This is a genomic window from Streptomyces sp. Ag109_O5-1 (assembly GCF_003814875.1).
In the GTDB taxonomy this organism is placed as follows: domain Bacteria; phylum Actinomycetota; class Actinomycetes; order Streptomycetales; family Streptomycetaceae; genus Streptomyces; species Streptomyces sasae.
Genome location: NZ_RKQF01000001.1, coordinates 9,894,288 through 9,915,826, shown reverse-complemented (window position 1 = coordinate 9,915,826; position 21,539 = coordinate 9,894,288). Strand labels below are relative to the sequence as shown.

Below are 21,539 nucleotides of genomic sequence, written 5' to 3'. Positions count from 1 at the left end.
AACGCCTCCGTGTTCAGCCACTCGACGTCGTCTCCCATGGTGATCAGGAGCGTGACGGCGCTGTCCGGGCCGATGCCCACCGGCACGAGCAACTGCGGGGCGTGGCGTTCGACGAGCGGGTCAGGCGCTGATTGAGCTCATCGATCTGTGCGGTGAGCTGCTCGATGCGCTGGGCCGACAGGCTCAGCTTGACTCTGTCGGGGATCTTGGAGTTTCCCGGTACGGCAGCGTGATCAACGGGCATGCTCGGGGCTGTTCCAAAGGTCCTTGCGATTGTCGAGGTGCTCGTTGTCCCTCCGTCCCCGTTCCGGTGAACAAGTCCCGTCTCTGACCGCGCAGATCGCGCGGGCGAGCAATCCGGACGGCACGACGGCGATATGGGTGCGCGACCGGCTCGACGGGCTGTGGTGCGACGAGGACTTCGCCGACTGGTACCCGCGCGACGGGCGTCCGGGTCTCTCGCCCGCCCAGCTGGCCACCGTCTGTGTGCTGCAGTTCGTGCTCGGCCTGTCGGACCGGCAGGCCGCCGAGGCGGTTCGCTGCCGCATCGACTTCAAGTACGCGCTGGCCATGGAACTGGACGACCCAGGCTTCCATCACAGTGTGCTGGCCGACTTCCGCGACCGTCTCGCCGAAGAGGGCCGTGCCGACCACCTGCTCGACCTGGCGCTGGCCCGCCTCAAGGAGGCCGGCCTGGTGCGCGAACGCACCACGCAGCGCACCGACTCCACCCATGTCCTGGCCGCGGTACGGGATCTCACCCGAATGGAGCTGGTCACCGAGGCGGTCCGCGCTGCACTGGAAGAAGTCGCCGGTATCTCTCCTCACCTGCTGGACGATCTGGTCGATGAGGACTGGGGACGCCGCTACGCCCGACCGGTCCGTCTGGGCAAGAACCCCACCAAACCCAAGACCAGGATCCTCGCCACCGGAAACGACGCCGTCCGGCTCCTGGAGCACCTCTACCGTCACGGAGCGGACCGCGCGTCGGGCCCGCGTGTCCAGGCCCTGCGCCAGATCATGGTGCAGAACTACCACCGTGACGCCGCAGGACACCTGCGCTGACGCACTGCCGAGACGGAAGGCGGGCCCGGACTGCCGCCCTCGTCCCGGGCGATCGTCTCTCCCTACGACACCTCGGCCCGCTACGCACGGCACGGACACATCATCAACTGGAAGGGGTTCTCAGCCCATTTGACCGAGACCTGTGCTCCTGACGGCCCCAACGTGATCACGGACGTGGCCACCACCGCGGCCACCACCCACGACAGCCAGGTCCTGCCCGGCATCCACATCCGACTGCGGCGCCGCGGCTTACTGCCCGCCGAGCACCTGGTCGACGCCGGCTACACCTCCCTGCCCCACCTGGAACAAGCCGCACGTGAGCACCAGGTCACCGTCTCCGGGCCACTGCGCAGCAACCCCACCCGCCAACACCGCAAGAACGAAGGCTTCGGCCGGGACGACTTCCACATCGACTTCGACCGCCGCCAGGTCACCTGCCCCCAGGGCCAGATCAGCGCAGGCTGGCACGGCCCCTACCCGACCTCCTCGCCCACCGCCGCCCCGCTGATCGTGGCCCGGTTCACCAAGAGCCAGTGCCGCCCCTGCCCTGCCCGCACCCGCTGCACCACCACCGCCGACAGCGCCCGGACCGTGGGCTTTCCCCCGCGAGAACTTCGCGACCTGCAACTCCGCGTCCGCGCCGAGCAGCAGACACCCGAGTGGAAGACCCGCTACGCGGTGCGCTCCGGGGTGGAGGGAACCGTCAACGAGTTCGCCCACGGCCACGGCATGCGCCGTTGCCGCTACCGAGGACAGGGAAAGGCCCACATCCAGCACGTCTTGACGGCCATCGCCGTGAACATCGAGCGCCTCAGCGGACTGACACCGACCGAGGAAGCACCCACACCCCGCCAGCCGACCGCCTTCCAGAACTACCTCGACCAGCACGAACTACCCCGGCCGAAGTCCTGGCGAACCCTAGGCACCTGACCTCGGCAACTCCAAGATCCCCGACAGAGTCAAGCTCAGAAGCCATTGCCCTATCGATTATGAGGACGGTTCTGATCGAACGGGGTCCCTGGTCGGGGAATCTTGGCCAGGTGGGCGCATGAAAGCAGGACCTGCCATGCAGCACGAGGGTTGCGAAGCTAACTCAAGGGCGTCGGGTGGGGTACGTCCGGCTCGCCAGGGGTCCTGCTCGTCCTGCTTCAACGACGTGCGGGCCCGGCCAGCCCGCTTTCGTAGGCGGCGATGACGAGTTGGGCCCGGTCCCTGGCCCCCAGCTTCGTCAGCAGATGGCTGACGTGGGTCTTGACCGTGCCAACGGTCAGATACAGCTCGGCTGCGATTTCGTTGTTGGACAGGCCACGTGCGATCAGGCCCAGCACGTCACGCTCGCGGCCGGTCACCCCGTCCAGGGCATGGGTGACCGGGCCGGGGTAGCCGGGGCGGCGGACGTAGGTCTCGATGAGCCTGCGAGTGACGCCGGGTGACAGCAGCGACTCCCCGGTGGCGATCACCCGCACGGCGTCGATCAGGCGTGCGGGTGGAGTGTCCTTGAGGAGGAAGCCCGCGGCGCCTGCACGGAGCGCCTCGAAGACGTATTCGTCCAGGTCGAAGGTGGTGAGCACCAGGACGTGGACGGGCACCGGAGACGGGCCGCCGAGCAGCGTGCGGATGGCCTCGATGCCATTGAGCCCGGGCATCCGGATGTCCATCAGGGCTACATCGGGGCGCAGTTCGCGGATCACCTTGACCGCCTGGGTCCCGTCGGCCGCCTCTCCGACGACCTGGAGATCGTTTTCCGACTCGATCAGCACACGGAACCCGGCACGCACCAGCGTCTCGTCGTCCACCACGACGACTCGCACCGTCATGCGTCCTCCGGATCGGCGCCCACGGGGAGCTGGGCTGTTCGCTCGTCCGTGGCGTACAGCAGCCGGGCGTTGACGCGAAAGCCGTGCGGCGAGAGCGGGCCCGCGTGAACCTCGCCGCCGTAGAGGGCGGCGCGTTCCTTCATGCCGGTCAGGCCGTGGCCCTCGGTGACCGGGGTGGACGTGCGGCCGGCTCCGGCATCGACGACCGTGAGAGCGACCTCGCCCGGTGCGTAGTCGACCGTCGCCTGGGCGTGGCTGGTGCGGGCATGCTTGACGACGTTGGTCAGGGCTTCCTGCAAGATGCGGTAGGCGGCGCGGTCCAGACCTCGGGGCAGGGCGTGCGGGTGACCGCTGATCGTCAACTCGACCTGGACGCCGGCCCGTCGGGTCTGTTCGAGGAGCGTGTTGAGGTCGTCGAGGCCGCCGGGCAGCCATTCGGCATCGTCATGATCGCGCAGGACGCCCAGCAGTGAACGCAGCTCTCCCAGGGCTGCCCTGCTCGTCGTTTCGATCACGGAGAGGGACTTCGCGGCCTCGTCGGGCCGGCTGCCGATGACGTGGTGGCCGACGCCTGCCTGGACCGCGACGATGCTCAGGCTGTGCGCGACTACGTCGTGCAACTCCCGGGCGATGCGGATGCGTTCCTCGGCGAGGAGGAGCTGTGCCCGCTCTTCGGCCTGCTCGACCAGGCCACGGGTGTAGGCGCGGCTCTGTCTGATGGACCATCCGATCGCCCAGGCGGCGCCCTCGACGATGAGGACTTGGATCATCCCCGGCCACCCCCAGGAGTGCCCTGTTATGCCCTGCAGGGGGATCGTCAAGGCGAGTTGTGCGGCGCCTGCCACCATGACCGCGTACGCCGCGACACGTGCGGGCCGGGTGACCGCTACCTCGTACACCAGCAAGGCAGTCGCCAGGATCCCCGACACGCCGACTGCGGCCTCGGTGGCCATCGTCACCGACGCCACCGCCAGTGCCGGCAGTGGCAGCAGCCGCCGGACGGCGACAGCCAGGACCAACGAGCACGTCAGCACGGCCTGCCATGCCGGCCAGCCCGTGCGGTGCGTGCCAAGCGTCCACCACAAGACGTTCCACGCCATCAGGACCATGGCCAAAAGCACATCCAGCCCGACCGGCTGAGTCAGCGTCAGCCCTCGGGCGAAGGACGCCGCGTCATGCCTCACCGTCATGCCTCGCACGCGTCCGACCCTAGCGGGGAGGGCGATCATCCGCCTCTGTCCAGAGACAGAGATCAGCTGGTCATTCCATGGCCAGATCCGCGGGGCGGGCACCCTTTGCCAGGGTCGGCCACATGGATTTCTCCCGGACGCCCGCCCGCCGATGGTTCTCCCCTGTGCCCTGGGGCTTCGCCCTGCTCGCCGCCGTGTCGTCCCTGACGTACGGCGGTGATCACGCGGTGAACGTCTGGGCGTCGACCAACCTGGCCAATATGGGTGATCATCCTGTGGAGGCGCTCATCGCCTCCGCCTTCCTGTTCGGCGCCGATCCCTGGGCCTGTCTGCGCAGCATCGCCTTCGCCGGGGCCGTGCTGGCGTTCCTCGTCTTCCGGTTCGGCAACATGCGGGCGGTCGCGCTGATCGCGGCCGGCCAAGTCTTCGGCACACTGGTGAGCGAGGGGCTGCTGGCAGCGCGGATCGCGGCGGGCCAAGCAGACCCGGCGCTGCGTACGACGCTGGACGTCGGCCCGTCCTACGTGATCGTCTCGGCCCTGGCCGCCGTGGTGGCAGCGGGGGCCCGACGGTGGCACCGATGGGCCGCGTTCGCCGCGCTCGCGGGGCGCGCACCGCATATCACGAGCGGCCTGACCACGCTGGGGGTCACTCCCGTCGGCCACGTGACAGCACTGTCCACCGGCATGCTGTTGGCATGGGGTTTGCGGTCGTCCGACGCCCGCCACCGCTACCTGCACCGACTGACATTACGCGCAGCTCCGCTTCAGACCGAGGGGCGTACCAATGGTCGCGTACCTTCTGTGGCCCGGCCACCAGCACGGCGTCGGGTCACACCGCACGACAGACTGGACGGGACGGGGGTCAAGTTGAGTACCCCGTTCGAGACGCACTGCGGCGCTTCCTCCCTGACCAGCACCGCGCCTGTTAGCAGCAAGGATGAGGGCTGCCCAGGCGAATAGTCCCACCCCAACACGGTACTTGGCCGGGTGATCTCGGTCGGGTGGATGCATGAGTGCAGGGCCCCTTGGTAGTCATCCCGGGCCCTGTCGGTCCCGCCCCGTGGCCGGGAAAATCGGGGCTGGTGCCCGTCCGGAGGACGTCGATAGAGCTTGGTGCCGAACGTTGAGCCCGTTTGGTAGTCGGACGCGGGGGCCGAGCGCAGGAGTCCAGTGGTGTTGCCGCGAGCACGCAAGAGAGCTTCTTCGAATCCTGTGGTCCCTGATGGGCGGGCACCGCTACTGGTGCACGCGAGGAAGGGCGGGGCGGGACATGGATGTGATCGAGGAGCGGTGCGGGGGCGCCGACTTGGGCAAGGCGGATGTCAAGGTATGCATCCGGGTTCCGGGCACCGGCAAGCGCGCCCGTTATGAGGTCCGTACGTTCTCCACGATGAACGACGGCCTGCTGGAGCTGCGGGACTGGCTGGTGGAGAACAGGATCGCCCGGATCGGCATGGAGGCGACGGCGTCGTACTGGAAACCGCTGTTCTACCTGCTCGAGGCCACTGAGGGTATCGAGCCGTGGCTGCTCAACGCCCGGCACATCAAGACCGTTCCCGGCCGCAAGACCGACGTGAAGGACTGCCAGTGGATCTGCAAGCTCGTCGAACACGGCCTGGTCCGCCCCTCTTTCGTTCCCCCGCGTGACATCCGTCAGCTGCGGGACCTGACCCGGTATCGCACCGAGACGGTCCGGGACCGGGCCCGCGACGTGAACCGCCTCGCGATGTTCCTGGAGGACACCGGGATCAAGCTGTCCTCGGTCGTCACCGACATCACCGGCCGCTCGGCGCGGGCCATGCTGGATGCCTTGGTGGCGGGCGAACGGGACCCGCAGGTGCTGGCGTCCCTCGCCCTGGGCAGTCCGCAGAGCAAGGTCCCCTTGCTGACCCGCGCCCTGACCGGTGACTTCAACGAGCACCATGCGTTCATGATCGCTTCGATGCTGCGGGCCATCGACGAGGCCGACAACCGGATCTCCTGCCTGAGCGAGGAGATCAACCGCCAGCTGCAGCCCCTGCGGCAGCAGGTCGACCTGCTGATCACCATTCCCGGGATCAGCCTGACCCTCGCCCAGGTCCTGATCGCCGAGATCGGCATCGACATGACCCGTTTCGCCACCGCCGGACACCTCGCCTCCTGGGCCGGAGTGTGTCCCGGCAACAAGGAGTCAGCCGGCAGACGGCTGTCCGGACGCACCCGCCACGGCGACACCTGGCTCAAGACCGCTCTGTTCATCGCCGGCGCCAGCGCCTCCCACAGCAAGACGACCTACCTGGGAGCGTAATTTCGGCGGCTGGTCCCGCACCGGGGAGCCAAGCGCGCGACCCTCGCCGTCGGACACTCCATCCTCGTCGCCGCCTGGCACATCCTCCACGACCTCGTGCCCTACCGCGATCTCGGCCCCGATCACTTCACCAACCGCCTCGGCAAAGAACGCCACACCCGACGCCTGATCGCCCAACTCGCTGCCCTCGGCAAGGGCGTCACCATCACCTCACGCGAACAGACCACGTGAACCGCGCCGACGCGTATCACCGCAGGTGATTTTCAAGAGAGCTCGATGCTCATGAGCCGTCGCCTCGCCCGCCAGGAGGACGGCTCCGACGGGCCGTTGATCGGCTCCATGGACCTTCCCGACCCGGTCGGCATGGTCACCGGCTGGTGCCTGGTCGATCTCGGCCGGCCACGGGAAGCGGGTGAGGAACTCGATCGGCAGCTCGCCCTGGTCGGCCCGGACGCGGTGCGTATGCAGGTCCGGTACGGCGTGCGTCGTGCGCTCGCCTACGCATCGGCGGGCGAGATCGACCATGCGTGTGCGCTGACGGCGCCACTGCTCGACGGCGTGGCGACCGCGCGCTCAGCGACCGTCACGACCGACCTGCGCCGTCTGGCCGGCGTCCTGTCCCGATATTCGGATCATCCTTCCGTACGTCAGCTCGGGCCGCGGCTCGGCACGTTATCGCGCTCGTCCACTTCCTGAGGGAGATACCACTATGAAAGAGGTCTTCATCAACTACCGCACAGGCGACGGGGAGAAGAACGCTGCCCTGATCGACCAGGAGCTGTCACGCCGCTTCGGCCCGCAGCACGTCTTCCGTGCGTCGCGGTCGATCGCTCCCGGCGAGGCCTATCCCGACTCCCTGCTCACCGCGCTGCGACGCAGTTACCTCCTACTGGCCGTCGTGGGGCCGGACTGGACGAACTTCCGGACGAGACTGCACGACCCGGAGGACTGGGTTCGCAGGGAGATAGACTCGCAGCTCCGGGCACTCGGCATCCGCCGATCGGGACAGCACGGCCTCCGCCCGGGGCACCGGAAGCACCACCTCTCCTTCGGAGTACTGGCACCTCCAACCCTTCTCCACAAGGAGATCGAGTACTGCCTGCCATGCCTCCACCGAGGCGCCCGGAACACGTACGTCCGGCAACGACCCCATCAAGTCCGGGTCGAAGAAGCACCTCACGTCATCCCACAGCAGGTCGGTCACCCCGCCATGCTGCCCGGCTCCCCTGGGCCGAGCCGGCGTAGAGGGCCGGCTCGGTCCGGGTCCGTCACGCGCTCGCGGCGCATGACCGCCTAGGCGTTCCCCAGGCGCTCACGCGCCGCCCTTGGTGACCATCTCGATCAGGGCGTCGGCTGCAGGAGCCGAGGACGCCGGGTTCTGCCCGGTGATCAGCAGACCGTCCTGCAGGACATAGGGCTGCCAGTCGCCGGTCTTGGAGTAGACGCCGCCGAGCTTGGTGAGTTCGTCCTCGACCAGGAAGGGGACGACATCGGTGAGCTGGACGGCCTCCTCCTCCGAGTTGGCGAATCCGGTGACCTTCTTGCCCGAGACCAGCGGGGTGCCGTCCTCGTTGACGGTGTGCCGCAGGACGCCGGGGGCGTGGCACACCAGTCCCACCGGCTTGCCGGAGCGGAGAGTGGTTTCGATCAGCCGCGCGGAGACGGTGTCCTCGGCCAGGTCCCACAGCGGTCCGTGCCCGCCGGGGTAGAAGACCGCGTCGAAGCCGCCGACCGCGACCACGTCGAGGCGCACGGTGTTCGCCAGTGCGTCGGTCGCCTCCGGGTCGGCCTCGAAGCGCCGGGTGTCGTCGGTCTGGAAGCCGGGTTCGTTGCTCTTGGGGTCCAGCGGCGGCTGTCCGCCCTTCGGTGAGGCGAGGGTGATCTCCCAGCCGGCCTCCTTGAAGCGGTAGTACGGCGCCGCCAGCTCCTCCAGCCAGAACCCGGTCTTGTGGCCGGTGTCCCCCAGCTCGTCGTGCGAGGTGAGAACGATCAGAACCTTCATGACACACTCCTAGGGCGAGTAGACCAGTCTACTAATAACGGTGAAACGGGGGCCCCATGACCGGACAGACATGGGGTGCGGGTCTTCTACAGGTGCAGAAGCCTGCGGGTTGTCGCTGTGGCGGTGTCGAGCGGGGCCGGACTACGGTGGATCTTGGCCATGATGCTGGCGCCGAGCCACATGTCGTACAGGGCCTGTGCGACATCGCGGGCCTCACCGTCGACCGAGAGGGAGCCGTCCTCCAGGCCGCGGACGATCGTCTGCTCGATGCGGTCGGCGATGGCGCCCGTACCTTCCTTCAGGGCCAGACGCATCGGCTCGGACAAGTCCGCGACCTCGGCGCCGAGTTTCACGGCCAGGCACTTGCCCTGGCAGTCCTCGATGCTCTGCGTCTCGCGCCACTGCTGCCAGTAGGCCATCAGCCGCTCGGCCGACGACTGGCCGGAGCGGGCGAGAATACCGTCCATGTCCGTGAGGTAGTCCGCGAAGTAGCTCTTGAGGATCGCTTCACCGAAGGCATCCTTCGAGGCGAAGTAGTGATAGAAGGACCCCTTCGGCACGCCGGCCTCCGCGAGCACCTCATTGATACCGACAGCCGAGTAGCCCTTGCGGGCCATGATCCGCTGGGCGGTATCGAGGATGATCCGACGGGTGTCCGCGGTGCGCGTGGCGACTGGCATGCAAGGACCGTAGCACCCGAGTAGACCAGTCGTCTATTCGCCGCCTCCGGACTCCGGACCATGCACGGGCCACGACCCCACTCATAGTGAGTCCGGCCTTCGTTTCCCCTGGTCAAGGCGCCTTGCATGGTGTACCACCAGCAGACGAAGAATCTCCTGGTGTCGTACTCGCCGAAGAGGCTGGGCTTCTTCTAGCACCTGCGAAATGGCGCCTGACCTGGGTTTTCACCCGTCAGGAGCCCTTCGCTCACCCGCCCTCGACCGAGTCCGGCTTGCACGCTAACTCCCAATTCCTCCCACGACTGGGCCCCTCCTGACCAGTGCTTCCGGACCAGTGGTCAAGGCGCCCAGACTGCCGCCGCTTTCGCTGTAGCTTCGCAGAGAGAGCCAGTTGACGGACCTGATACCGCACCAGCGGCTCTTCCGTAACTGCGGACCCGCTGCTTGATCGCTGGCGAATCCGGGCGTCCGGGTCACCCACCCGGCTGGGGTTCGCCCAGCGAAAGTCCGCACTCGCGGCCCCAGTTCTCGCCTTCGGTCGTCCAGGCGATGCGGTTGCCGAGGGAGACCCAGATGCCGAACTCGCCGGGGACGGCTCGAAGATCTCCCGCCTCCAGACGCCACTCAGGCAGAGTTGCACGCCGCAGTCCTTGAACTCCGACAGACCCCGCCAGCGGCAGTCCCAGCTCACGTCCAGAGACAGCGGGCCAAGAAGGGACACCATCTCATCCGGTTCCTCATCGGTGCAGTCGGGGTCCGGCTCGCTGTAGGGACCACCGAAGGGCGAGGCCGAATCCAGAGAGTGAGGGCCAGCCCCTCGCCCAGCGGCCAGAGGTCGGTCGGGTCGGCGCGGAGTGTCACGTAGCCGGCGAACCAGGAGTTCGGCTCTTCGTTGCCGAACGTCACGACGGTGCGGCGCCGAAGTTCGTCCAGGCAGGGGCCGACGCCGGGCTCTGCCTGGTTCCCGTAGACGCGGGCGGTGTCGAAGCGGAGAGGGCGTACGCGTACCGCTCCGCCGTGGTGACCGGCTCCATTCGGGGCGTGGCCATGGAGACCCAGTCGGCCAGCTCGCGCGAGATCTCCCGCGCCGGCGCCAGCGCACTCGGCGCGTCGGGAAAAAACTCGCGTACTCGGTAAAGCATCGAGGGCAAGAAACGCGCCTTTCGGACAGGACCAGCGGCGGACGCGCCTTCACGGTACGCATCCGCCGCTGTCCTGGCTCACAGCCTGCGGTCAGAGAACAGCAGGCGATTCAGTACGAGTACCCGTTCGACGAATAGTAGGTATGGGTACGTTCGTCGTAATGGCCTTCGTCGGCGTTGGTGCCCAGATCGAAGTTGCCCAGACTGTCACCGCTTTCGTTGTAGACCCGCAGACGGAACCCGCGGACCTTGGCGAGGCCGCCGTTGTTCTTGATCCGCAGATTCCGGTACTGGCGGACCCACCCCTTCACCTCCGAGGCATCAACCAGGTCCGGGACCTGTATGAAGACCTCGTTGACATCCGTGCCCCCTGCCCAGTCCTGGCGCCAGCGCAGCTGCTTGACAGCCTCTCTGAGTTGGCCGTTGAAGCTCTTGAAGCTGTTCTTCATGATCGTCTTGATCTCGCCGTAGCCGACGATGTTGCCCTGCTGGTCGAGGTACTCGATGTCCGGGTTCTCCACCTGTTCGCCCGGCTCAGCCTTCAGTTCGTTCTCTTTGGGCATGGCCCGAGCCCGTGTGCCCTCCGGGGCACCGTCCAGCGAGCGGTACGCCTTGTCCAGGGTGAGCGGCGCCTCGCGCCCTTCCTTTTCGCCGTGCTCATCGGCCAGCTTCTGTGCATCCGCGTCCCGGCTCGGATCCTCGGAGGACGAGCTGTCGGACCCACCCCCATCGCCCCCTCCGCCGCCGTCGCCGTTCTGCACGGCATACGCGATGTTCGGTGCGGCGACCGAGAAGGCCACCGTGGCGGTGCCGGTGACGGCGAGTGCGGAGCCCGCGAGGATCAGTGCCTCGCCCGGTCCGAGTGCCCCGATGCCGGTCGCCATGAGCGCGCCACCCAGGCCGTCCGCGGCCGCGCCGAGCAGCAGCTGTCCGAAGCCGAGTGCGGCCATGGGGGCGTTGGTCCGGTCGATGACCTGCTGGGCGGTGTCCGCCAGGCTGGAGACCGCGTTGGACAGGGAGCTGAACCAGCGCTGTCCGGTCGGGTCGCTCCCGGTCACCGGGTTGTTGGCGGCGTAGTCGTAGCCGGTCAGCTGTGAGGGGTCGGTGGCCTCCAGTTGCGGGTCGCGGCTGACGAAGCGGCCGGTCTGAGTGTCGTACTCGCGCATCCCGAGGTTGACCAGACTGGTCGCGGTGTCGGTGGTGCCGCCGACGTAGCCCTTGTCGCCGAGCCAGGAGGACGGGGCCGCGCCGCGGGTACCGCCGAAGGGCAGGTACTGACGCCGTGTCACCGCCTGGGTCTGGTAGTCGACGGACAGGTAGTCGGTGCCCTGCCGGTTGGGGATCAGGTACTGGATGTTCCCGCTGCTGGAACGGGCAGCCACGGTGGTGCCGTTGACGGAGTAGTAGCGGGTGCCGGTCACCGCCTTGGTGGCGGTGTTCTCCACCAGTTCCTCGTCACCCAGGTAGAGCGTGGCCTGGGTGGGGTCGGTGCGCAGCACCAGGCCGCCGTCGAGACCGTAGAGGTAGCTGGTGGCGCCGGCCGACGTGGTGTCGGTGTCCAGCCGGTTCTGGTGGTTCCAGGTCAGGGTCTGGTCGCCCAGTGCTCCGCCCTGGATCGAGGTCGTGTTGCCGGAGGCGTCGTAGTGGTAGGACGCCGTGTTCGCGGACGCGGCCGGCCCGGTGGCGGTGGTGCTGCCGAGCGTGTGCGGCTGGTCGGTCGCGGAGCCCGCGGTCGGGTAGTGGTAGGTCGTGGTGGTGTCGTTGACGCTGTTGCCGGCGGTGTCGTGGTCGGTCTGCGTCTGGCGCTGGCCGTCGGCGGCGTAGGTCCAGGTCTGCCAGTAGGGGTTGGGGCCGCCGACGGTGGCGCTGCTGCCGGAAGCGGGCGTGGTGGCGCAGCCAGACCGTGGACTCTTGGTTCGTCGGGATCCTTTCACCGCCGGGGCCAAGGGCAGTCCCGTAATCACTGCGTGACCTGTGCGTGCCAGTCGCGTTCATCGGCTGTGCGAAAGATCATCACGTGGGACCGCTGGATCCGGTGTGCTCCGGGGACCGGCATCCTCGGTAGCGTGACCGTCTTGCATGGAGCGTCCAGGTGTCCGGCTGGTCCGTGCGACGGCTTCCGACGGAGAGTGATGAGGCTGCAATGAGTGAACTGACGAAGCCCGAGGTCGACGTTCCGGAGGGTGACGCTCCTACCGAGCTGGCCATCCGGGACCTGGTCGTCGGGGACGGGGCTGAGGTGAAGCCGGGCATGGTGGTCAGGGTCCACTATGTCGGGGTGGCCTTCGAGTCCGGGAAGGAGTTCGATGCCTCCTGGGACCGGGGTGAGTCGTTCAAGTTCGCCCTGGGCAGTGGCAAGGTCATCAAGGGCTGGGACCGGGGGGTAAGGGGGATGAAGGTCGGCGGTCGGCGCGAGATCATCGTTCCCGCGCGTCTCGGCTACGGCAATCAGTCGCCCTCGCCGTTGATCCCGGCGGGCTCGACCCTGGTCTTCGTGGTGGACCTGCTGGACTCGTATTCCAGCACGACCGGGTGGAGCAACGCCTAGTGCCCCTGGCTGCCGCTCCCGCTTCCGCCTCCGCAGCGTCCGAACGGTTCCGCTGCGACTGATCGGTCTCGTACTCACCGCGCAAGCTCGGCTTCTTCCAGAGGCACAGCAAAGGGTGCGCGGACTGGAAAATCTCTCGTCGGGCACCCTTCTTCGCGCCCGGGCCGTTACCGTCCCCGGCGGGCGCCGAGATGGCCTACTGCCTCGTCTCTTCCTGATCCGGACGCCGACCAGGTCCGGCCAGAAGGCCGCCGGCCGCTCGGCCGCCCGCGCCGTTCCCGGAGTCATGCTGTCACCGGCTCACGTCCGTCTGACGGGTCCGGCGCGGATGCCAGCCCGGCCGTGGGACGGAGTCCAGCAGGGCCCGGGTGTACGGATGCTGCGGTGTCGTGAGGATCCGGGCGACGGGGCCTTCTTCCACGACACGGCCGCCCCGCATCACCACCGTCTCCTGGCAGAGCTGGCGGACGACGGCCAGGTCGTGGGTCACGAAGACCAGCGTCGTTCCCTCCTGTTCGCGCAGGTCGGCGAGGAGGTTGAGGATCTGGGCCTGGACGGAGACGTCGAGGGCCGCGACCGCTTCGTCCAGGAGCAGGATGTCGGGTTCCACGGCCAGCGCGCGGGCGATGGCGGCGCGCTGACGCTGGCCGCCGGAGAAGCGGGCGGGGCGGGCGTCGGCGAGACCCGGCAGGCCGACCGTCTCCAGCAACTCGGTGACCCGCGCCGGCCTGGCAGCGGGGACGGACGCGGCGGCAAAAGGTGCGGGCCGGCGGGAATCGCGGTCATGCTCTACACCCACGGGGCGGACGTCAGCCGAGCCCGGAAGCCGTGGTGTCCGCGCCTGCGGCGGCCCGGGTGCCGTCGGTCCGGAAGAAACGTGCCGTGGTCACCAGGACCAGGGCCAGTGCGGCGGGTATCGCGTAGGCGATACGGAAGTGGCCCGTCGCCCCCAGGCCGCCGCTCGCACCCGCTCCGACGAGCACGCCGACGTAGTTGAAGACGTTGAGCCGGGCCAGCACCGTCTCGGGGGCACCGGGCCGCAGCCGGCCCGTCGCGGCGACGCACAACGGAGTGAGGGCGGCGACTCCGAGACCTGCGCACCCGGCCGCGACCACCGCGTACGGCCAACTCGGGGCCGCTGCCAGACCGGCCAAGGCGGCGGCCGCGAGCACGGCGGCAACCCGGACCACCGCCACCGGCCCGACTCGGCGCACCATGAGGTCGGCGCTCGCCCTGCCGGTCACCGTGCCCGCCTGGTAGGCCGCGTACGCGAGCGGCGCGGCCGCCAGGGACGCGGCGAGGGTCTGGTGAAGGTAGGCGGTCGACCACGCCGAGACCGTGGAGTCGACGACGTAGGCGACGAGGAGAACGACGCCGAAGGGGGCGAGCCGCGCCCAGACCCGTCGGCCCAGGACCTCCTCGACCGGCGTCGGACCGTCGCCGGACGAGGAGAGCGCGGGCGGAAGGACATGGGGCCGGACGGTCAGCGCCAGGAGGGCCACGAGTGCGGCGTGCGCGGTCAGGACGTACTGGACCGGCAAGCCCAGCCGGGAGACACCCGCCGTGAGCAGCGCGGCCGCCACGCCCGCGGCGCTCCAGGCGGCGTAGAAGGAGGAGAGGATGCTGCGCCCGTAGTGGCGTTCGACGGTGGCCGCGCGGGTGTTGACGGACACGTCGATGGCACCCAGCGCCAGCCCGAAGAGGACGTACGCCGCCGAGGCGACAGCCCGGCCGGGTGCCCACGCCACGGCCAGCAGGGCCGCGGCCGCGGTCAGCACCGCCGCGCGCATGACGGCGACGGGACCCGAGCGGCGCACGGCTGCCAGGCCCGCGAAGCTGCCGGCGCCCGCGGCCAGGGTCAGGGCGATCGTGAGCGCGGTCATCGCCAGGGACGACAGTCCCAGATGGCTCTCCACAGCGGGCACGGTGGTGGACACGGCGGCCACCGACGCGCCCTGGGCGGCGAACACGGTGGCCGTGACGCGGCGGGCTCCCGCGAGCGGGCCACTTGTCACGGACCGGGGCGGAGCCGGCGCTCCGACGGATGCGGTCATGGGGACGCCCCTCTTCCTGTCACGGACCGTGGACGGGTCCTGTCGCGGACCTTGGACGGGTCCTGTCACGGACCGTGGACGGGCCGGCGTGCGCGAATTGGAGCAACCGTAGGAACGCGGACCGATCCGACGGAGGACACCGACGGCCACACGAAGGACCCTGGCGGCCAGTGGCGGGGCCCCTCGCGGCCAAGAGCGGGATGACCCGGGCGGTAGTACCTCAGGTGACCGGCGGACCGCCGGCGGAGCTGCCCCGCTTCACCACCGGCCGAGCGGCGAGGTCTCCGGCCCGTGTCGCGCCGGGGCGGTCAGTGGGCTGGCCGCTGGAGTCCTCTTTGTGGCCGCACAGGCCAGTCCGCGGGTGCCTGCACGCTGCCTAAGTTCCTCCCACGCCGAAACGTGGCGACGAGAGGAGGTGGACTCGTGAAGGAGTCCGAGTTCGACACATGTGTCATCGGTGCGGGTCCCGCGGGGCTGGCAGTGGCACGGGCGCTCGGTGAGCGACGGCTTCCGTACACACACATCGAGCGGCACACGGGTCCGGGTGGGCTGTGGGACATCGACAACCCGGGCAGCCCGATGTACGAGTCGGCGCATTTCATCTCCAGCAAGACCCTCTCGGGCTTCGGCGGCTGGCCGATGCCCGACCACTTCGCCGACTACCCCCCGCGGCGGCAGATCCTGTCGTATCTGACGTCCTTCGCCGACGCCTACGGGCTGACGGAGCGGATCGAGTTCGGCACCGAGGTCCGTGACGTGGCGAAGAACCAGGACGGCACCTGGACGGTCACCCGTGCCGACGGGCGCACCAGCCGGCACGGGCAGGTCGTGGTCTGCACGGGCTCGCAGTGGCATCCCAACATCCCGGAGATTCCGGGTGAGTTCAGCGGCGAGATCCGGCACACCGTCGGCTACCGCAGCAGCGACGAACTGCGCGGCAAGCGGGTCCTGGTGGTCGGCGCGGGCAACTCCGGCTGTGACATCGCCTGTGACGCGGCCCGCGCCGCCGACCACGCGGAGATCAGCATGCGCCGTGGCTACTGGTTCATCCCGAAGCATGTGTTCGGCAGGCCCGTGGACACCCTCGAAGGCGTCGGTCCCCGGATGCCGAAGTGGCTGGAGCAGAAGCTGTTCGGCGCACTTCTGCGGATCGTCAACGGCGATCCGCGCCGCCTCGGTCTGCAGAAGCCGGACCACAAGCTCTTCGAGACCCATCCGACGGTCAACTCGCTGCTCCTGCACCACCTGCAGCACGGCGACATCACCGCACGGCCCGGCATCGTGCGCACCGAGGGCCGTACCGTCCGCTTCGCCGACGGCAGCAGCAACGACTTCGACCTGATCCTGCTGGCGACCGGCTACGTGCACAAAGTGCCGGTCGCCCAGCGCTACTTCGGCGACGAGCAGCATCCCGACCTGTACCTGTCGTCGTTCTCCCGGGAGCACGAGGGGCTGTTCGGCGTCGGCTTCATCGAAACCAACTCGGGCGCCTACCAATTGTTCGACGCTCAGGCGCAGTTGATCGCCGGCTTCGTCCAGGACACACGCCGGGGCATGCCGAACGCCGACCGGTTCGCGCAGATGATCAGGAGTGACCGCCCGGACCTGTCCGGCGGCCTCAGGTTCGTGGACTCCCCGCGCCACACCGGTTACGTCGACAGCGCCGCGTACACCAAGTACCTCAAGAAGGTCGCGGCCGCCATGGGCTGGCCCACCGAGGGACGCCCGCCGGCGGTGCCGGTCGTCCGGAGCCGGGAGACCGTGGCATGAGCGGCTACGACTGCACCGGCAAGGTGATGCTGGTGACCGGCGGCGCGGGCGGCATCGGCAGCGCGCTGTGCCGGCGGTTCGCGATCGGCGGCGCGGTGTGCGTCGTCGTCGACATCGACGGTGAGCGTGCGAAGCGGGTCGCGGACGCCCTGCCCGGCGCCGGTCACCTCGGCCTCGGCTGCGACCTGCTGGACCGGGCGGGGGTGGCGGACCTCTTCGAACATGTCGCCCTCGCCTTCGGCCGCCTCGACGTGCTGGTCAACAACGTCGGCATGACCAGCACCGAGCGGTTCGACGTGCGCGCGGTGGAGAGCATCGAGCGGGAGATCGACCTCAACCTGGTCTCCCCGCTCGTCGCGACCCGGCTCGCCATCCCCCTGCTGCGGGCGTCCGCCGACCCCCGGGTCATCACCACGGTGTCCCTGGCGGGCATCTTCCCCCAGGGCGAGACCCCCATCTACGCGGCGTCGAAGTTCGGGCTGCGCGGTGCCATGCTGTCGATCGCCCTGGACCTGGGCGCCAAGGGCATCCGGGTCGGCTCCGTCCTGCCGTCGGCCACCGACACCCCGATGCTGCGCCAGGAGGCCGTCGACGGCGGCAACTCCCTGCAGTTCCAGGACCCGCCGCAGCAGCCGTCCGACGTCGTGACCGCGGTGGTGAGCATGCTCGACCGGCCTCGACTGGAGGCGTATCCACGCGCGGGCGAATCCCGCCTGGTCCGCTTCTCCATGCTGGTGCCGAACCTCCTGCCCAGACTCCTCCCGCTGTTCCGCAGGCGCGGCGAGCGTGGCCTGGCCCGGTACCTGGAGGACCTGCGGCGCAGAGGACTGGCCCGGCAGGTCGACGGCCGCTGGGAACTGGTGAAGGAGGCATGACCGTGACCACGGACACGAACGACCGGCTGCTCAGGGTCGTCAACCCGGCCACCGGAGAGACGCTCGACACCCTGCCCGCCGCATCCGCCGACGAGGTGGACACGGCCGTGGGCCGGGCCTCCCGGGTCTTCGACAGCGGGGTGTGGGCGGGTCGGCAGCCCCGGGAGCGGGCCGCGGTCCTGCTGCGCCTCGCCGACCTGATGGAACGCGACGCCGAGATCCTGGCCCGGCTGGACTGCGAGGACGCGGGCAAACCCATCACGGACTGCCGCACGGGGGACGTGCCCGGCGCGATCGAGTCGATCCGCTGGTTCGCGGAGGCGGCCGACAAGGTCTTCGGGCGCATCGCACCCACCGGCCACGACCACCTCGGCCTGATGAGCCGGGAACCCGTCGGGGTGGCCGCGGCTATCCTCCCGTGGAACTACCCGCTCGCCATGGCCGCCTGGAAGATCGGCCCCGCGCTCGCCGCGGGCAACAGCCTGCTGCTCAAGCCGGCCGAGGCAACACCCCGTTCGGCCCTCCACCTGGCCCGGCTGGCGGCGGAGGCTGGGCTGCCGGACGGCACGCTCACCGTCCTGCCCGGTTACGGCACGGAAGCCGGCCGGGCCCTCGCCCGCCACCCCGGGATCGGCGCCCTGTCGTTCACGGGCTCGACGGCGACCGGGCGGCGGGTCCTGGCCGATGCCGCGGAGACCAACTTCAAGCGGGTCTCCTTGGAGATGGGCGGCAAGAGCCCCCAGGTGCTGATGCCGGACGCGCTCGGCTTCGGCGCCGAACTCATCGACGACATGATCGAGGCCGCGTTCCTGACGATGGGGCAGAACTGCACGGCCGGCTCCCGGATCCTGGTCCACGAGGACATCGCCGCCGAGGTCGTCGCACGGTTCACGGCCGCCGCGGGCGCCCTGGTCATCGGTGACCCCGCCAAGCCGGACACCCGGACGGGACCGCTGATCAGCGTCGCGGCACGCGACCGGGTCGCCGACGCCGTGGCCGAGGCGGTCGCCGCCGGAGCCGTGGCCCACACCGCCGGGCTGCCGAAAGGCCTGCACCCGCACGGCGCCTACCACCCGCCGACCGTGGTCGGCGGCGCCCCCGACGGCAGCACGGTCCTCACCGAGGAACTGTTCGGCCCCGTGGTCACCGTCCAGACCTTCGCCTCCGAGCAGGAGGCGATCCGGACGGCGAACGCCACGCCTTACGGCCTCGCCGCCTCCGTCTGGACCCGCGACCTCGACACCGCCTTCCGCCTCGCCCGCGGCGTCCAGGCCGGAGTGGTCTCCGTCAACGCCTACAGCGAGGGCGACATCACCTCCCCCTTCGGCGGCTGGAAGCAGTCCGGCTTCGGCGGGGCGGAGCGTTCCACCAACGCCTTCGACCAGTGGACCAGGGAGAAGACGGTCTGGATCCGCACCCGCTGACAAGGCGGAACCCGGACGCGGCTGCCTAAGGTGGTCGTCAGTACGGCCGTACGGCCCTGGAGAGAAGTCATGCCCGAGGCACCCGATCCGGAGAACGGCACCACGCGCAGCACGTCGGCGACGATCTCGCCGAACATCCTGCGCTACCTCGGCCAGGTCACCACCGAGTACGGCGTCGACCTGGGGCCGGAGCTGACACAGGTCGGCCTCACCGAGAACCTGATGCGATCGGCGGCCCTGCGCGTCTCCTACCGCCAGGGCAGTGCCGTCATCCGGCGCGCCGTCGAGCTCACCGGGGACGAGACCCTGGGCCTGCGGGTCGGAGCCGCGCAGCACCTCACCGCCTGGGGGCTGCTGGGCTTCGCCATGCTCGCCGCCGACACCCTCCAGATGGCCATCGAGACGGGCGTGCGCTTCCAGAACGTGTCCGGGGCCATGACGGTCTGGTCGGCCGGCCGGGAGGGCCCCGACTACGTGGTGCGGGCCGATCTGCCGGATCCGGTGCTCGACCCGAACGTCGCCGTCTTCCTCGTCGAGGAGGCGTTCTCCAGCGTCGTCACGCTGGGCCGCCTCGCCGCCGGCGCCGACCTGGCACCGCAGGACGTCCGCTTCGCCTTCCCCGCTCCGCACCACGTCCGGCCGTTCCACGACCTCTTCCGCTGCCCCCTGCACTTCGGCGCCGCCCGCAACCGCATGGTGGTGCCGCAGGCATGGATCAACCGGCCGATGCCGGGCCGCGATCCCGTCACCTACGCCTCGATCCTCGAACTGCTCGAAGCGCAGATGGCCTCGCGCCGCCGGCAGCAGGACCTCCTGGAGGTGTTGGAGATCTCCGTCGCGCAGAGCCTCCCGGACGTCCCCTCCTTCGCCGAGCAGGCCCGCAGACACGCGTCGAGCGAACGCACCCTGCGCCGCCGGCTGGCCGACTGCGGCACCTCCTACGAGGCGATCGTCGAGGGCGTACGACGTGAACGCGTCGAACACCTCCTGCACCGCCCCCACCTCACCCTGCGCGAGGTGGCCCGCCAGGCGGGCTTCTCCGACGAACGCGCCCTGCGCCGGGCGGTCCGCCGCTGGCACGGTATGGCGCCCCTGCAACTGCGCGAGGGCTTCCTCTCCGGGGACAGCGGGAACAGTAGTGGCCCGTCGGGCGTGCGGAGTTGAGTTCAGTCCCCAACCGGCAGCGGAAGCGACACCCATCGTCCCAGGCCGAACTCCTCGGCCTCGTCGTCGCTGACGACCGCGACGGCTCCCGTGGGGACCCCGGGCAGCGTGGCCACGCGGGACGCCACCGCCAGCAGTTCCTCCTCGCCCGCTCCGGTGACGATGAAGACGTAGATGTCGTCGTCGTCCTCTCCCTCGTCGAAGATCTCCACGTCGCCTCGCTCTTCGAGAGCGAACAGGAAGTCCTCGACGTCCTCGATCCAGGGAAACGGGTAGGAGCCGTCCGGCAGGCCGGACGCCGGCAGCAGGGGCACGTGGATCTCGACGACCATGGTGGGCACGGCACCATCCTGCCTCCCGCCTCCCCGCACGGCTCGGCCGGAGATACATCGCTAGACGGGCAGCCGTTCCAGTGTGGCGGCGACCGCCGCCCGTCCGACGACGTCGATCAGCGCCTGCCCGATCACGGAGACCGGGCGGCGGGCCGGGAGGACCAGGACGATGCGTTCCGTGCGGACCGGGCGGACCAGTGGCACGGTGTGCATGCCCGCGGGCACGCCGAAGACATGCAGCCAGGCGTGCGGCACGATGCTCGCCCACTGACCGGCCCTGACCTGGGCGAACAGGGAGGCGATGGAGTCGGTCTCGACCCGCGGTGTCACGGTCACGCCCACGGTCTCGAACACGGCGTCCAGCACCTGACGCCCCTGCATCACGGGGTGCAGGAGACACAGGGGGTACTGGGCGGCCTCCTCCCAGGAGATCTCGGCGGGGCCGGGGTCGGGCGCGGTGCGTTGGGTCAGCAGGACGTAGCGTTCCTGGTACAGCGGTACGAAGGTGAAGTCGTGCCCGGCGATGGAGCTTTGGTAGGTGACGGCGGCGTCGAGTTCGTAAGCCCGCAGCCGGTTCACGATGTCCTCGGCCTGCAGGTCGGCGAAGACCTGGACGGTCGCCAGCGGGTTGGCCGCGCAGAACGGCTGGGTCAGCAGGGCGACCGCCGTGGACGCGGTCGGGACGGTGCCGATGCGCAGCCGGCCGCTCAGTCCGGCTCGCAGTGCCTGGATCTCGCCCTGCATCGCATCGCGGTCGGCGAGGATGCGCTGTGCCCACAGGACGACCCGCTCGCCCTCCGGTGTGAGGCCGTCGAATCGGCGGCCCCGCTGGACGAGGGGGATGCCGAGTTCGTCCTCCAGTTTCCGGATGCCCTCGGACAGGGTGGGCTGGGAGACGTGGCAGGCCTGGGCCGCCTTGGCGAAGTGGCGGGCGCGGGCGAGGGCGACGAGGTATTCGAGTTGGCGCAGCAGCACGCGTCCATGATCCCCCGCGCCGGGCCGCGTGGCGCCGGTCACGCGGCCCGGAGCGGCCCTCCGGCCGAGCTGCTGTGATCGGCGGCGCCTGTCAGCTGATCGGAACTTCCGCTTTGACCCGCCCCGAAGCGCTGCCGAAAAGTGAGGGCGAACAGTGGGCGGGGGTGTGCCGCGAACGTACTCGTCCCGGGACGAAGAGGGCGTGGTGTGCG

21 protein-coding genes and 1 pseudogene are annotated in these 21,539 nt (G+C 69.5%); 11 read left to right on the top strand and 11 right to left on the bottom strand.

All coding sequences use genetic code 11. The features are described from left to right. The first annotated feature begins 288 nt into the window (after positions 1 to 288). Positions 289 to 1,065, top strand: a complete 777-nt coding sequence (locus EDD90_RS57925) for a transposase (RefSeq protein WP_260328507.1) — start codon at positions 289 to 291, stop codon at positions 1,063 to 1,065. Between the two features lie 129 nt (positions 1,066 to 1,194). Next, entirely contained in the window at positions 1,195 to 1,995 is an 801-nt protein-coding gene (locus EDD90_RS57920) for a transposase (RefSeq protein ID WP_260328506.1), read from the top strand. A gap of 218 nt (positions 1,996 to 2,213) precedes the next feature. Here EDD90_RS57920 and EDD90_RS45225 read toward each other — a convergent pair whose 3' ends face one another. Further along, positions 2,214 to 2,882: a response regulator transcription factor gene (locus EDD90_RS45225; protein ID WP_123978863.1), complete on the bottom strand. Its 669-nt coding sequence runs from the start codon at positions 2,880 to 2,882 to the stop codon at positions 2,214 to 2,216. Continuing rightward, positions 2,879 to 4,072: a sensor histidine kinase gene (locus EDD90_RS45220; protein WP_185149448.1), complete on the bottom strand. Its 1,194-nt coding sequence runs from the start codon at positions 4,070 to 4,072 to the stop codon at positions 2,879 to 2,881. The genes EDD90_RS45225 and EDD90_RS45220 overlap by 4 nt, the downstream gene beginning before the upstream one ends. Positions 4,073 to 4,236: 164 nt before the next feature. Here EDD90_RS45220 and EDD90_RS45215 point away from each other — a divergent pair, with 164 nt between their 5' ends. From EDD90_RS45215 to EDD90_RS45205, 4 genes are all read left to right on the top strand, one after another. Continuing rightward, positions 4,237 to 5,034, top strand: coding sequence for a rhomboid-like protein (locus EDD90_RS45215; RefSeq protein ID WP_123978861.1), 798 nt, complete (start codon positions 4,237 to 4,239; stop codon positions 5,032 to 5,034). A 310-nt stretch (positions 5,035 to 5,344) separates the two neighbouring features. Next, positions 5,345 to 6,361 carry an IS110 family transposase gene (locus tag EDD90_RS45210; protein WP_260328505.1) on the top strand — a complete coding sequence of 339 codons (1,017 nt, stop codon included), beginning with the start codon at positions 5,345 to 5,347 and terminating at the stop codon, positions 6,359 to 6,361. A 96-nt stretch (positions 6,362 to 6,457) separates the two neighbouring features. Next, positions 6,458 to 6,592, top strand: coding sequence for a hypothetical protein (locus EDD90_RS57915; protein ID WP_260328504.1), 135 nt, complete (start codon positions 6,458 to 6,460; stop codon positions 6,590 to 6,592). A 51-nt stretch (positions 6,593 to 6,643) separates the two neighbouring features. Beyond that, positions 6,644 to 7,057, top strand: coding sequence for a hypothetical protein (locus EDD90_RS45205; RefSeq protein WP_260328503.1), 414 nt, complete (start codon positions 6,644 to 6,646; stop codon positions 7,055 to 7,057). 247 nt (positions 7,058 to 7,304) lie between these two features. On the opposite strand, the pseudogene EDD90_RS55960 reads toward EDD90_RS45205, so the two are convergent. The 5 genes and pseudogenes from EDD90_RS55960 to EDD90_RS45180 all read right to left on the bottom strand — a co-directional run. After that, positions 7,305 to 7,565, bottom strand: a pseudogene (locus tag EDD90_RS55960) (hypothetical protein); the annotation flags it as partial. Between the two features lie 108 nt (positions 7,566 to 7,673). After that, positions 7,674 to 8,363 (bottom strand): type 1 glutamine amidotransferase domain-containing protein, encoded by a 690-nt coding sequence (locus EDD90_RS45195; protein ID WP_123978859.1) that lies wholly within the window; start codon positions 8,361 to 8,363, stop codon positions 7,674 to 7,676. A gap of 86 nt (positions 8,364 to 8,449) precedes the next feature. Then, positions 8,450 to 9,043, bottom strand: a complete 594-nt coding sequence (locus EDD90_RS45190) for a TetR/AcrR family transcriptional regulator (RefSeq protein WP_123978858.1) — start codon at positions 9,041 to 9,043, stop codon at positions 8,450 to 8,452. 902 nt (positions 9,044 to 9,945) lie between these two features. Then, entirely contained in the window at positions 9,946 to 10,185 is a 240-nt protein-coding gene (locus EDD90_RS57910; protein WP_260328502.1) for a hypothetical protein, read from the bottom strand. Positions 10,186 to 10,295: 110 nt separating this feature from the next. Next, positions 10,296 to 12,119: an RHS repeat protein gene (locus EDD90_RS45180; RefSeq protein ID WP_123978857.1), complete on the bottom strand. Its 1,824-nt coding sequence runs from the start codon at positions 12,117 to 12,119 to the stop codon at positions 10,296 to 10,298. 209 nt (positions 12,120 to 12,328) lie between these two features. Here EDD90_RS45180 and EDD90_RS45175 point away from each other — a divergent pair, with 209 nt between their 5' ends. Beyond that, positions 12,329 to 12,733, top strand: coding sequence for an FKBP-type peptidyl-prolyl cis-trans isomerase (locus EDD90_RS45175; protein WP_123978856.1), 405 nt, complete (start codon positions 12,329 to 12,331; stop codon positions 12,731 to 12,733). Between the two features lie 292 nt (positions 12,734 to 13,025). Here the strand turns inward: EDD90_RS45175 and EDD90_RS45170 are convergent, their stop codons facing one another. Together EDD90_RS45170 and EDD90_RS45165 are read right to left on the bottom strand one after the other, a co-directional pair. After that, positions 13,026 to 13,532, bottom strand: coding sequence for an ABC transporter ATP-binding protein (locus EDD90_RS45170; protein WP_123978855.1), 507 nt, complete (start codon positions 13,530 to 13,532; stop codon positions 13,026 to 13,028). 10 nt (positions 13,533 to 13,542) lie between these two features. Then, positions 13,543 to 14,787, bottom strand: a complete 1,245-nt coding sequence (locus EDD90_RS45165) for an MFS transporter (protein WP_123978854.1) — start codon at positions 14,785 to 14,787, stop codon at positions 13,543 to 13,545. 423 nt (positions 14,788 to 15,210) lie between these two features. Here EDD90_RS45165 and EDD90_RS45160 point away from each other — a divergent pair, with 423 nt between their 5' ends. From EDD90_RS45160 to EDD90_RS45145, 4 genes are all read left to right on the top strand, one after another. Next, positions 15,211 to 16,557: an NAD(P)/FAD-dependent oxidoreductase gene (locus tag EDD90_RS45160; protein ID WP_123978853.1), complete on the top strand. Its 1,347-nt coding sequence runs from the start codon at positions 15,211 to 15,213 to the stop codon at positions 16,555 to 16,557. Next, positions 16,554 to 17,432 (top strand): SDR family NAD(P)-dependent oxidoreductase, encoded by an 879-nt coding sequence (locus EDD90_RS45155; RefSeq protein ID WP_123978852.1) that lies wholly within the window; start codon positions 16,554 to 16,556, stop codon positions 17,430 to 17,432. Before EDD90_RS45160 ends, EDD90_RS45155 begins: the two co-directional genes overlap by 4 nt. Further along, positions 17,429 to 18,856: an aldehyde dehydrogenase family protein gene (locus EDD90_RS45150; protein ID WP_123978851.1), complete on the top strand. Its 1,428-nt coding sequence runs from the start codon at positions 17,429 to 17,431 to the stop codon at positions 18,854 to 18,856. The genes EDD90_RS45155 and EDD90_RS45150 overlap by 4 nt, the downstream gene beginning before the upstream one ends. Positions 18,857 to 18,925: 69 nt before the next feature. After that, positions 18,926 to 20,020, top strand: a complete 1,095-nt coding sequence (locus EDD90_RS45145; protein WP_123978850.1) for an AraC family transcriptional regulator — start codon at positions 18,926 to 18,928, stop codon at positions 20,018 to 20,020. A gap of 2 nt (positions 20,021 to 20,022) precedes the next feature. Here the strand turns inward: EDD90_RS45145 and EDD90_RS45140 are convergent, their stop codons facing one another. Together EDD90_RS45140 and EDD90_RS45135 are read right to left on the bottom strand one after the other, a co-directional pair. After that, entirely contained in the window at positions 20,023 to 20,352 is a 330-nt protein-coding gene (locus EDD90_RS45140; protein ID WP_260328800.1) for a hypothetical protein, read from the bottom strand. Positions 20,353 to 20,412: 60 nt separating this feature from the next. Further along, positions 20,413 to 21,327, bottom strand: coding sequence for a LysR family transcriptional regulator (locus EDD90_RS45135; RefSeq protein WP_123978848.1), 915 nt, complete (start codon positions 21,325 to 21,327; stop codon positions 20,413 to 20,415). Positions 21,328 to 21,539: the final 212 nt, after the last annotated feature.